Genomic DNA, 12254 nt, shown 5'->3' on the forward strand with positions numbered 1-12254 from the left:
TCCTTACCGCTCGATCAGCGCAATGCGCTTGTTGTACCAGTTCATCAGCATGGAAATGCTGATACTGATCGCCAGGTACACACTCATGGTGATGGCAATCACCTCGATCGCTTGCCCAGTCTGGTTGAGTACCGTACCGGCGAACAGCGAGACCATGTCTGGATAACCGATACCGGCAGCCAGCGAGGAGTTCTTCGCCAGGTTCAGGTATTGGCTGGTCAGCGGCGGAATGATTACCCGCAGCGCTTGCGGAATAATCACCAGACGCAGGGTCTTGCCAGCCGGCAGGCCCAAAGAACGCGCCGCTTCGGTCTGCCCGTGGCTGACGGCCATGATCCCGGAACGCACGTTTTCGGCGATAAAGGCCGCTGTGTAGATGGTCAGCGCCAGGGTCAGTGCCATCAGCTCGGGGATCAGCACCCAGCCGCCACGGAAGTTGAAACCAGATAGCTCCGGCACACTCCACTGCAGCGGATTACCGCCCAGCAGAATCGCCAGCCCCGGCAGGCCAATCAACAGCGGAATTGCTCCCAGGGACACAGGGAAATATTTACCAGTGGCCTCAAAACGCGCCTTGGACCAGCGCGTTAGCAGCACCACGCCGATGATCGCAACGACCACCGCACCGGCGAACAGACTGAAGTTGTCCCCTGGACTTGGCGCCGGCATATACAGGCCGCGACTGTTGAGAAAGAACGTCTCGCCCACGCCCATGCTCTGCCGCGGTCCTGGCAGGGAGAGCATCACAGCGAAGTACCAGAAGAAAATCTGCAGCAGCGGCGGGATATTACGGAACGTCTCGATGTAAACCGTGGCCAGCTTGCTGACCAACCAATTCGGCGACAGACGCGCCACCCCCAGGAGGAAACCCAACAGCGTCGCCAGGACGATACCAATCACCGACACCAACAAGGTGTTGAGCAAACCCACCACGAAAACACGCCCATAGGAGTTGCTTTCGTCGTAGTCGATCAGGTGCTGGGCAATGCCGAAACCGGCGCTGTTATTGAGGAAGGAAAACCCGGAAGTGATCCCGCGTTTTTCCAGGTTGGTCTGGGTGTTGTCAAATAGAAACCAGCCGAGCGCCACAACGGCGATAACAGCAAGAATTTGAAATAGCCAGGCACGCACCTTGGGGTCGGTCCAAACCGATCCACCAGGGCGCGGGACATTTGCAGTGGTTTGCATATAAGCCCTCTTGGAACCCTCATGCCCGCATAAGCGGGCATGAGGTTCACATCAATCAGAACAATGCCAGCCGCTCAGGACGAGCGGCTGGCAACGGACGGTCAGCGCACTGGCGGTGCGTACTGCAGACCACCCTTGTTCCATAGGGCGTTGAGGCCACGTTCGATCTTCAGCTCACTGCCGGTACCGACGTTGCGCTCGAAGCTTTCGCCGTAGTTACCCACTTGCTTGACGATCTGTACGGCCCAGTCTTTCGGCAGTTTCAGATCTTTACCGAACTCACCTTCAGCACCGAGCAGACGTGCTACGTCGGGGTTTTTGGTGGATTTGGCTTGCTCTTCAACGTTGGCCGAAGTCACACCCAGCTCTTCAGCGTTAACCATCGCATACAGCGACCAGCGCACGATGTCGAACCACTCTTCGTCACCCTGGCGTACGACCGGGCCCAGTGGCTCTTTCGAGATCACTTCCGGCAGTACCACATAGGATTCCGGGTCGGCCAGCTTGATGCGCTGTGCGTAAAGCTGCGACTGGTCGGAGGTCAGCACGTCGCAACGGCCAGCTTCAACCGATTTGGCGCTTTCGTCGGAGGTGTCGTAGGTGATCGGGGTGTACTTCAGGCTGTTGGCGCGGAAGTAGTCGGAGAGGTTCAGCTCGGTGGTGGTACCTGCCTGGATGCAGACAGTCGCGCCGTCGAGTTCTTTAGCGCTGGAAACGCCGAGTTTCTTGTTAACCAGGAAGCCTTGACCGTCGTAATAGTTAACGCCGGCAAAGTTCAGACCCAGGCCCGAATCGCGCGAGCTGGTCCAGGTGGTGTTACGCGAGAGGATGTCGACTTCGCCAGACTGCAGCGCGGTGAAGCGCTCTTTGGCGGTCAGCGGGCTGTACTTGACCTTGGTAGCGTCACCGAATACTGCAGCAGCTACTGCGCGGCATACGTCAACGTCGAGACCCAGGTAGTTACCCTTCTCATCGGCGTAGGAGAAGCCAGGCAGACCATCGCTGATACCGCACTGCACGAAACCTTTCTTCTGGATCGCGTCCAGAGTAGCGCCTGCTTGAGCAAAACTGCTGACACCGAGAACAGCGGCGGTGGTCAGTACTGCCAATGTGGATTTCACCATCTTCATTAAAACCTCCAGTTGCTTTTGTTGTGTTTGGAGTCTCGGTTCTACCACCGTACCCTTATGGGGCTCGTTGACTGTGTCGGCAGCAACACACTCAACCGGGGATCAAACCTTAGCGCGAGTTTAGTTGCCGATTGCTCCAGCGGCCATAAACTCTCACCCGCCCATTATTTGAATGGGCTAGAGACAGATAGCAAGTGACTTGTCGCACAGCATGCAGCGCCTGGCGAACCTGTGAAACGCCGGCAAAGGCATTTCAGTCTGCTCCGTGCCCGATTTGGTGGCAGTGTTACCACGACCCGGCAACGTCATCAGTCCCTAGGGTGTATAGCAAGGCCCGTACCAGCGCCGCGCTTTGAGCACCATACGGACAGGTCAAGAGCAAAACTTGCACCCTGGCGACAACTTCTTTCTAGAATCGCCACCCCCTAAATTTTCCCGCGCACTAAATCAGCGCGCACGCACCACAGCGGAGCCTCAGATGAGTGAACCCTTGATCCTTCAGCCCACACTTGCCGCCGACGCGTGCGTCATTTGGTTGCACGGCCTGGGGGCCGACCGTTACGACTTTATGCCGGTGGCTGAGATGCTCCAGCAACGCCTGCACAGCACCCGCTTCGTTCTGCCACAAGCGCCGACCCAGGCGGTGACGATCAATGGCGGCTACGCCATGCCCAGCTGGTACGACATATTGGCCATGAGCCCGGCCCGGGCGATCAACCGTGAGCAGCTGGAAGCCTCGGCGCAGCAGGTGATCGCGCTGATCGAAGCGCAACGTGCCAGCGGTATTGATCCGTCGCGCATTGTGCTCGCCGGTTTTTCCCAAGGCGGTGCAGTCGTATTGCATACAGCCTTCCTACGCTGGCAGTTCGCCCTCGGCGGAGTCATCGCTCTGTCGACCTATGCGCCGACCTTCAGCGACGAGATCCAGCTGGCAGATACAAAAAAACAACTGCCGGTCCTGTGTTTGCATGGCACATTCGACGACATCGTTCTGCCGGCCATGGGCCGCGCAGCCCATGACTACTTGAGCGCCTCCGGCGTCAGCGTGCAGTGGCGTGATTACCCAATGGGCCATGAAGTGGTGAATGAGGAAATCCGCGACATCGCCGACTGGCTGGAGCAACGGTTCACCAGTTGACTGTCTGCGAGTGAAAAACATGCCTGCCATCCCTGCGATCAAGACCCTGCGCGATATTCAGCTGATCGAGCAAACCCCACTGGCCGAGCGCGACCTGCCGGCCAGCACCTACGAGCTGATCCGCCGCAGCGCCGCGCGGCAACCCGATGCCCCGGCACTCTCCTTTATCCTCCAGGGTACGGCAGATGAGGCGGCTTACCGCCTCAGCTATGGGCAGCTGCTAGGCAAGATCACCCAGACCGCCAACGCCTTCCACCGCCTGGGCCTGCGCCCCGGCAAGGCGGTATCGTTTCTGTTGCCCAACCTGCCGCACACCCACTTCACCATCTGGGGCGGCGAAGCGGCCGGGATCGTCAATGCGATCAACCCGCTGCTCGACCCGGAACATATCGCCGAGCTGATCCAGGCATCGGACTCGGAGCTGCTGGTCACCCTGGCGCCCTTCCCCGGCACCGACCTGTGGGCCAAGGTCGAAGGCCTGCGCGAACAACTGCCAGCGCTCAAGGCGATTATCTGTGTGGACATGGCCAACCTGCTGCCGGAGCCACAGCGCGCCGCCATAAAGGCGCAGCGCGGGCCATTGCCGGACGGCGTACTGGACTTCGACGAGCTGATCGCAGCCTGCCCAGACGACCATCTGGAAAGCGGGCGCGTGATCGCGCCGGACGACATTGCCAGCTACTTCCATACCGGCGGCACCACCGGCACGCCGAAGCTCGCGCCGCACAGCCACGGCAACGAAGTAGCCATGGCCTACAGCATGAACCTGGTTACCGGCTTTGCGCCGGGCGATGTCACCCTCTGCGGCTTGCCGCTGTTTCACGTCAATGGCGTGATTGTTACCGGCCTCACCGCTTTTATCGGCGGAGCCGAAGTGCTGCTGGCCACCCCGCAGGGTTATCGCAACACCAACCTGATCGGCAACTTCTGGAAAATCATCGAACGCCACAAGGTCAGTTTCTTCAGCGGCGTACCGACCATCTACGCCGGCCTGCTGCAGGTGCCGAGCGAAGGCCATGACCTCAGCTCGCTGAAATACGCCCTGTGTGGCGCCGCGCCGATGCCGGTGGAGCTAATCCGCCAGTTCGAAAGCAAAACCGGACTGACCCTGATCGAAGGCTACGGCCTTACCGAGGGCACCTGCGGCAGCTGCGCCAACCCGCCTGCTGGTGAGCGCCGCCCCGGCTCTATCGGCTTGCCGATGCCCTATTGCGAGGTGAGCATCAAGATGCTCGACGAACAGGGCAGCTATCTCAGAGAGGCCAATCGCAATGAAATCGGCAACTTGTGCATCCGTGGCGCAACGGTGTTCAAGGGTTACCTGCAGAGCAGCAAGAATGCCGGCATCTGGGTCGACGGCGACTGGTTCAATACCGGCGACTTAGGCCGCGTAGATGCCGACGGCTATATCTGGCTGACCGGGCGCAGCAAGGACCTGATCATCCGTGGCGGCCACAATATCGACCCGCAGATGATCGAAGAAGCGTTGCACAAGCACCCCGCCGTGGCCATGGCCGCCGCTGTCGGCAAACCCGATGAAAAAGCCGGCGAGCTGCCGGTGGTGTATGTGCAACTCAAACCCGGCGCTGAAGTCAGTGAAACCGAACTGCTGGCCCATGCTGCCGAACACATCCCCGAGCGTGCGGCGATCCCCAAGGAAGCCTGGATCATCGACGCCATCCCGCTAACCGCCGTGGGTAAAACCTTCAAACCGGCACTGCGCTTCGATGCCATTGCGCGCGTCTACCAGGCCGCACTGGCAGAGCTGGATTCACGCCTGCGCGTGGAAGTGCTCAGCGATGACAAGCGCGGCCAGGTCGCCCACATCTACTTGCCCGCTGACCAGGCAGCGCTGGCTGACGCCGTGAGCGAGCGCCTGGCTGGTTTTGCCGTGGCGATAGAACTGCACCCCGCAGCGTAAGCAAGTGCCGGCGCAAGGATCGCGCCAGATTTGTGACCAATCATTCAACTTCAATACCACTGGTCGCCCATGCGTCAGACAACGGTTGTCAGGCCACAGGCAGCGGAATATGTTCAGGCATGGTATTCGCCCTTAATGCAGGGAGCGTTAGCGATGACCAACATTTCCAACTCACTGTCACACCTGCCGATCCCATGAAAAACGCCAAATGGCAGGCTGACCTGCAGCAACTTCGCCACCTGCGACTGTTCAACAACGTCGCCGCCAGCAGCATCAGCCAGCTGCTCAAGGAATTCCGTGCCTGCGATCTGGAAGCAGGCGAAGTGCTGTTATCGCCCTTCAACCGCAATCAGTACCTCTACCTGTTGCTTAAGGGCCAGCTCAAGGTCTACCTCGGCTCACTCGACAGCCAGGCCGTCAGCACCCTGAAGGTCGGCGATTGCGCCGGCGAAATCAGCTTTATCGACAATGAACACCCTTCCGCCTACGTGGTGGCGACTGAGCCCTGCTGCGTGCTGCGCCTGCACCGCGAATCGCTGTTCAATCTGTTCCAGCAATCGCCAGAACTGATGCAGAACATGCTCGAACTGCTCTGCGATCGCGTGCGCAAAGGCAACCGGATCATTCTAGACAGCGAACAGACCGCCAATATTGACGCCCTTACCGGCGCCTATAATCGCCGCTGGCTGGAACATATCTTCGAACGCGAAAGCACCCGCAGCGCCTTCAATGGCAAGCCACTGTGCATGCTGATGCTCGATGTCGACCACTTCAAAGCCTACAACGACCAGCACGGCCACCTCGCCGGCGACTATGCCCTGTGCCTGGTGGCGAATACCCTGCGCAACCAACTACGTCCCAAGGACAGCCTGACCCGCTACGGCGGCGAAGAGTTCGTCATTCTGCTGCCGGAAATCGGCGTCGATGAAGCTCGCGGTATTGGCGAACGACTGCGCCTAGCACTGCGTGATGTCAGCTCATTCCACTCACCAATTGGCGTATTGCCCGGGGTGACCGTATCCATTGGTCTGGCGCAAATGCAGCCCAAGGACAGCCTGCAAGGCGTGATCGCCCGCGCGGACAGTGCGCTGTATCAGGCTAAGCTGCAAGGCCGCGACTGTCTCTGCGGTTAATCCTCACGATCTGCTGCGCGTCGGCCCTGCTGCGTTAAAAACAGACTCGGAATGCTCATGTACAACAGTACACTCGCGTGCGAGTCCAATCCGCTTCCTCGCCGCTTTGACCAGCCGAAGGCTGTTACTAACGTAGCGCCTTGCAGAACTCTAGCTCGCGAGATCGCAAACAAACGTTAAAAGCACCCGTACTGCAGTCCACTCAATCACATTTCTTACTCACTCTTGCTAGAGTGCTGCGCATAACAACAACGCCCGGATGGCACCTTATATATGCGCAAAATTCTGATCACCCTGCTGATAATCCTGTTGATCGCTGCGGGCAGTGTGTTTGCCCTGCCCTCCTTGCTTGACCGCAAGATGAACAGCGTCGAATCCCCCGCGCCTTACCCCGCCAGTGAATCGGCCAATCAGCTGCATCAACAGCTGTTTATCGCCGACCTGCATGACGACGTGCTGCTGTGGGAGCGCGATCTGCTCAAGCGCTACGACTTTGGCCACTCCGACCTGCCGCGCATGCTCGAAGGCCGCATTGGCCTGCAGGTGTTCTCCACCGTGACCAAGACGCCGCGCGGCATCAACTATGAAAGCAATAGCGGAGAGACCGACAACATCACCCTGCTGGCCATGGCTCAACGCTGGCCCAAGGAAACCTGGGACAGCCTGCTGCAACGCGCCCTATACAAGGCGCACAAACTCAATCAGGCCAGCGCCAACAGCGACGGCCGCCTGGTCATGATCAAGAACCGCAGCGACCTGGCCAGCTTTGTCAGCGCCTGGCAGAAAGACCCGCAGCGTGTAGCGGCAATTCTCGCCACCGAGGGCCTACAACCGATCGAAAATAAGCTGGAGAATGTCGACGCACTGTATGACGCCGGCTTTCGCATCACCGGCCTCACCCACTTCTTTGATAACGAAATCGGCGGCTCGGCCCACGGCCTGGAAAAAGGCGGCCTCACGCCGCTGGGCCGGCAAGTGATCAAGCGCCTGGAAGAAAAAGCCATGCTGATTGACCTGGCCCACGCCTCGCGCCCACTGATCGATGACGTGCTGGCCATCAGCACCCGCCCGGTATTGGTCTCCCACACAGGCGTGGAAGGCACCTGCAAAGGCACGCGCAACCTCAGCGACAAACACCTGCAAGCCATCGCCGCCACCGGTGGGGTCATCGGTATCGGTTACTGGGATGCTGCCGTTTGCGCTACCTCGGTCGAGGCCATCGTCAAGGCAATCCGCTATACCGCCGGCTTGATTGGCGTGCAGCACGTGGCGCTGGGCTCGGACTTCAACGGCACCATCCATGCACCGTTTGACGTAACGGGCCTGCCGCAACTGACCGAAGGCTTGCTCAAGGCGGGTTTCAGCCACGACGAAATTGCCGCGATCATGGGCGGTAACGTGCAGCGCTTGCTGCTTGCCAGCCTTCCCGAAAATTGAGTAAAAACCAGCCAATCACCGCCATCTGGCGCGGCACTTCGCCGCGCCGGCTTCTTGCTTTACACTGGCGGCCGTTCACTCCTTAACCAATTGATGAGATGACCGTGCTCAAAGCACTCAAGAAAATATTCGGCAAAGCCGAGGGCGAGCAGCCCAGCCCAGCAACTCCGTCACCTGTAACGCCCAGCGCACCGCGCGTCCAGCCTGACGCCAACGCTGAAAAACCCAGCCGCAGCGCCTCACCGCGCCCCACTGAAGCCGCTGAAAAACCGTTACAGAGCAAGGAAAAACCGGCGAAACCGCGCCGCGAACGCCCTGCCAAACCAGTCGACACCTGGAAACTGGAAGACTTCGCCGTAGCACCGGCCGAGGGCAAAACCCGTTTTCATGATTTCAAGCTCTCCCCCGAGCTGATGCATGCCATCCATGATCTGGGCTTCCCCTACTGCACGCCGATCCAGGCACAGGTACTGGGTTACACCCTTAGTGGCCGCGACGCCATCGGCCGCGCCCAGACCGGTACAGGCAAAACCGCCGCCTTCCTGATCTCGATCATCACCCAGTTGCTGCAGACCCCACCGCCGAAAGAGCGCTACATGGGCGAGCCGCGCGCGCTGATCATTGCGCCAACCCGCGAGCTGGTGGTGCAGATCGCCAAGGACGCAGCCGACCTGACCAAATACACCGGCCTCAACGTGATGAGCTTCGTCGGTGGCATGGACTTCGACAAACAGCTCAAGCTGCTGGAATCGCGCTTCTGCGACATTCTGGTTGCCACCCCAGGGCGTTTGCTCGACTTCAACCAGCGCGGCGAAGTGCACCTGGATATGGTCGAAGTGATGGTGCTCGACGAAGCCGACCGCATGCTCGACATGGGCTTCATCCCCCAGGTGCGCCAGATCATCCGCCAGACCCCGATGAAGGGCGAACGCCAGACTCTGCTGTTCTCCGCGACCTTCACCGAAGACGTGATGAACCTGGCCAAGCAATGGACTACGGAGCCAGCGATCGTCGAGATCGAGCCGGAAAACGTCGCCAGCGATACGGTCGAACAGCACGTCTATGCCGTAGCCGGCAGCGACAAATACAAGCTGCTGTACAACCTGATCACCCAGAACGACTGGATTCGTGTGATGGTCTTCGCCAACCGCAAGGATGAAGTGAGGCGCATCGAAGAACGCCTGACGCGCGATGGCATCAGCGCCGTGCAGATGTCCGGCGACGTACCGCAGCACAAACGCATCCGCGCCCTTGAAGGCTTTCGTGAAGGCAAGATTCGCGTGATGGTCGCCACCGACGTGGCCGGCCGCGGTATCCACGTTGATGCAATCAGCCACGTGATCAATTTCACCCTGCCGGAAACTCCGGACGACTATGTGCACCGCATCGGTCGCACCGGTCGCGCGGGCACCAGCGGCACCTCGATCAGTTTTGCTGGCGAAGACGACGCCTACGCCCTGCCGGCCATCGAGGCCCTGCTGGGCCGCAAGATCGCCTGCGAAATGCCGCCTGACGAACTGCTCAAGCCGGTACCGCGCAAGCACTGATCCATGCGCAACCAAAAAAGGCGAAGCCCTGCGGCTTCGCCTTTTCTGTTTCAGCGCCCTGCACACCCGCTGTCAGGGTGCAAACAACTCCAACTGCTCGTGCGTGCCGCGCAAGTCATGCAGGCGCACACCTACACCAAGCAAGCGCACGGCCTTGTTGCCACGGGCGAAGGCGGCGCTCATCAGCCGCGTATAGCTCTCCAGATCACGCCGCGCCCCGCCCTGCTCCAGGGTGGTCTGACTGAAGTCGTGAAACTTGATTTTGACGAAAGGCTTGTCCGGCCGATAACTCGCATCCAGCCGTTCCATCCTCGTAGCCAGTTGCTCCAATAGCGCGGGCAACTGCTCCAGGCAGGCGGCCAAGTCCGGCAAGTCCTTATCAAAGGTATTCTCTACGCTGACCGACTGACGCCGACTGTCGTTATGCACGACTCGCTCATCAATCCCCCGCGCCAGCCCCCACAAGCGCTCACCGAAACTGCCGAACTCCTTGACCAACGCCAGCTTATTCCATTCGCGCAAGTCGCTGCAGGTACGAATGCCCAAGCGCCCAAGCTTGTCGGCCGTGACCTTGCCCACGCCATGCAGCTTGCTCACCGGCAAGACGGCAACAAAATCCTCAACCTGATCCGGGGTAATCACAAACAGGCCGTTAGGCTTTTTCCAATCGCTGGCGATCTTGGCCAGGAACTTGTTCGGCGCCACGCCCGCCGAGACGGTGATGTGCAGCTCCTGCGAGACCCGCCGGCGAATATCCTGAGCGATACGCGTGGCGCTGCCAGCAAAGTGCGGGCTGTCAGTTACATCCAGGTAGGCCTCATCCAGCGACAAGGGTTCGATCAGCTCGGTGTAATCGCGAAAGATCGCCTGAATCTCTCGCGAAACGGCCTTATAAGCCTCTATCCGCGGCTTAACGATCACCAGATCTGGACACAATTTAAGCGCCTGCCCAGAAGCCATGGCTGAGCGCACGCCGTAACTGCGCGCTTCGTAATTGCAGGTGGCGATTACCCCACGCCGATCCGCCGAACCGCCGACCGCCAAGGGTTTGCTGGCCAGGCTCGGATCATCACGCATCTCGATTGCCGCGTAGAAGCAGTCGCAATCGACGTGGATGATCTTGCGGCTGCTCATCGCCAAGCCCACCAATCCCGCTGCTATTGCGCGACTGAGCTTACAGGTGCCGCGGGCTTGGCTTCGCTCGCAGCATCCTCAGGCTTGTTCATATAAGACTGGATAATCAGGATGACGATCAGCATAAACGCAGCCAATGGCACCAACTTGGTCTTCGCCGCCACGGCAGCACCACAACCCGGACAGGTCTTGGCATCGGCCGGTACCTGAGCACCACAGGCTTTGCATTCAACGCTCATAACTTTCCTCCATTTAATGGGCACGGACTCTAGCCCAACACCCCGGTTGCGGGCTATGCCGAAAGCAAACCTGTCCACCCAATCAGGCTCCAGCACAGGGGTCTGCAGCGCAAAACTCGCCAGCGCACGGCTAAGCACCTGAATAAAAACAACTTCTAGCCACCTTTAGGTTGACAAGCAGCATTTAGACGCTAGAATTGGCGCCGCGGGATGGAGCAGTCTGGTAGCTCGTCGGGCTCATAACCCGAAGGTCGTCGGTTCAAATCCGGCTCCCGCAACCAGATACTCAAAAAGGCCACTCAATCGAGTGGCCTTTTTGCATTTCCGCCCAAACGATTTAAGTTATTGATTAAAAACCACTAATCAATTGACAAAGCACCGTTCCTGTATAGAATGGCCGGCGCGGGATGGAGCAGTCTGGTAGCTCGTCGGGCTCATAACCCGAAGGTCGTCGGTTCAAATCCGGCTCCCGCAACCAGATACTCAAAAAAGGCCACTCAATCGAGTGGCCTTTTTTGTTTCTGTCACCCGCACAACCTAAGCATTTGATTGAAAACACTATTTTGTTGACAGCACGCGATTTCTATATAGAATGGCCGGCGCGGGATGGAGCAGTCTGGTAGCTCGTCGGGCTCATAACCCGAAGGTCGTCGGTTCAAATCCGGCTCCCGCAACCAGATACTCAAAAAGGCCACTCAATCGAGTGGCCTTTTTGTTTGTGCGTGATTTAAGTGATCCGGCTCAGCAAGGCTTAAGGTTTGCCTATCTAGACTGGAGCAGAACTTCACTTACAGCCTCGGAGCCCACACCACCATGCCCTGGAAAAATACCCAATCGCGCTACGGCAGCCTGTCCATCACCCTGCATTGGCTGATGCTGATTCTAATTGCCGGCGTCTACGCCTGCATCGAACTCAAAGGCAATTTCCCCAAGGGCAGCGACACTCGCGAGCTGCTCAAGCAGTGGCACTTTATGCTCGGCCTGAGTGTGTTCGCCCTAGTCTGGTTGCGCCTGCTAGCCCGCGCCATTGCACCGACACCGGCAATCCACCCCATCCTACCCGCCTGGCAAGCCGTCCCGGCCAAGTTGATGCATCTGGCACTCTACGGCCTGATGATCGGCGCACCGTTGGCCGGCTGGTTGATCCTCAGCGCAGCAGGCAAACCCATCCCCTTCTTTGGGCTGGAGTTGCCGCCACTGGTCGGCAAGAACCCGGATCTGGCCGGCACTATAAAGGAATGGCATGAACTGGCCGGCAGCGCTGGATACTGGCTGATCGGCCTGCACGCCGTCGCCGGACTGCTCCACCATTTCGTCGTGCGCGACAACACCCTGACGCGCATCCTGCCAAGCAAGCAGTCCTGACCTCATCAGGCAATCAGCCCCA

10 protein-coding genes and 3 tRNA genes are annotated in these 12254 nt (G+C 59.2%); 9 read left to right on the forward strand and 4 right to left on the reverse strand.

The window, feature by feature from the left end:
- Positions 1 to 3: 3 nt before the first annotated feature.
- Both AACY25_RS01315 and AACY25_RS01320 read right to left on the reverse strand, forming a co-directional pair.
- A complete protein-coding gene (locus AACY25_RS01315; RefSeq protein ID WP_339522067.1) occupies positions 4 to 1188 on the reverse strand; it encodes an amino acid ABC transporter permease in 1185 nt (394 codons plus the stop codon).
- A gap of 101 nt (positions 1189 to 1289) precedes the next feature.
- A complete protein-coding gene (locus AACY25_RS01320) occupies positions 1290 to 2318 on the reverse strand; it encodes an amino acid ABC transporter substrate-binding protein (protein WP_305593782.1) in 1029 nt (342 codons plus the stop codon).
- A 478-nt stretch (positions 2319 to 2796) separates the two neighbouring features.
- On the opposite strand from AACY25_RS01320, the gene AACY25_RS01325 reads away from it, so the two are divergent.
- From AACY25_RS01325 to rhlB, 5 genes are all read left to right on the forward strand, one after another.
- Complete coding sequence (locus tag AACY25_RS01325) at positions 2797 to 3456, forward strand: alpha/beta hydrolase (protein ID WP_339522068.1); 660 nt, start codon at positions 2797 to 2799, stop codon at positions 3454 to 3456.
- 19 nt (positions 3457 to 3475) lie between these two features.
- Positions 3476 to 5377, forward strand: a complete 1902-nt coding sequence (locus AACY25_RS01330; RefSeq protein WP_339522069.1) for an acyl-CoA synthetase — start codon at positions 3476 to 3478, stop codon at positions 5375 to 5377.
- A gap of 194 nt (positions 5378 to 5571) precedes the next feature.
- Entirely contained in the window at positions 5572 to 6510 is a 939-nt protein-coding gene (locus tag AACY25_RS01335; RefSeq protein ID WP_339522070.1) for a GGDEF domain-containing protein, read from the forward strand.
- Positions 6511 to 6783: 273 nt separating this feature from the next.
- A complete protein-coding gene (locus AACY25_RS01340) occupies positions 6784 to 7947 on the forward strand; it encodes a dipeptidase (protein ID WP_339522071.1) in 1164 nt (387 codons plus the stop codon).
- A gap of 104 nt (positions 7948 to 8051) precedes the next feature.
- Entirely contained in the window at positions 8052 to 9494 is a 1443-nt protein-coding gene (rhlB, locus tag AACY25_RS01345) for an ATP-dependent RNA helicase RhlB (RefSeq protein ID WP_339522072.1), read from the forward strand.
- A gap of 72 nt (positions 9495 to 9566) precedes the next feature.
- On the opposite strand, the gene dinB is transcribed toward rhlB, so the two are convergent.
- Complete coding sequence (dinB, locus tag AACY25_RS01350) at positions 9567 to 10628, reverse strand: DNA polymerase IV (RefSeq protein ID WP_339522073.1); 1062 nt, start codon at positions 10626 to 10628, stop codon at positions 9567 to 9569.
- A 23-nt stretch (positions 10629 to 10651) separates the two neighbouring features.
- Positions 10652 to 10867, reverse strand: coding sequence for a zinc ribbon domain-containing protein (locus tag AACY25_RS01355; RefSeq protein ID WP_339522075.1), 216 nt, complete (start codon positions 10865 to 10867; stop codon positions 10652 to 10654).
- Between the two features lie 204 nt (positions 10868 to 11071).
- Here AACY25_RS01355 and AACY25_RS01360 point away from each other — a divergent pair.
- The 4 genes from AACY25_RS01360 to AACY25_RS01375 all read left to right on the forward strand — a co-directional run bounded on the left by AACY25_RS01360 (position 11072) and on the right by AACY25_RS01375 (position 12232).
- Positions 11072 to 11148: transfer RNA gene (locus tag AACY25_RS01360), tRNA-Met, on the forward strand.
- A gap of 120 nt (positions 11149 to 11268) precedes the next feature.
- Positions 11269 to 11345, forward strand: a tRNA-Met gene (locus AACY25_RS01365).
- Positions 11346 to 11467: 122 nt separating this feature from the next.
- Positions 11468 to 11544, forward strand: a tRNA-Met gene (locus tag AACY25_RS01370).
- A 136-nt stretch (positions 11545 to 11680) separates the two neighbouring features.
- A complete protein-coding gene (locus tag AACY25_RS01375) occupies positions 11681 to 12232 on the forward strand; it encodes a cytochrome b (protein WP_339522077.1) in 552 nt (183 codons plus the stop codon).
- The last annotated feature ends 22 nt before the right edge of the window (positions 12233 to 12254 follow it).

The sequence above is a fragment of the Pseudomonas sp. EA_35y_Pfl2_R111 genome, assembly GCF_963970955.1.
Classification (GTDB): domain Bacteria; phylum Pseudomonadota; class Gammaproteobacteria; order Pseudomonadales; family Pseudomonadaceae; genus Aquipseudomonas.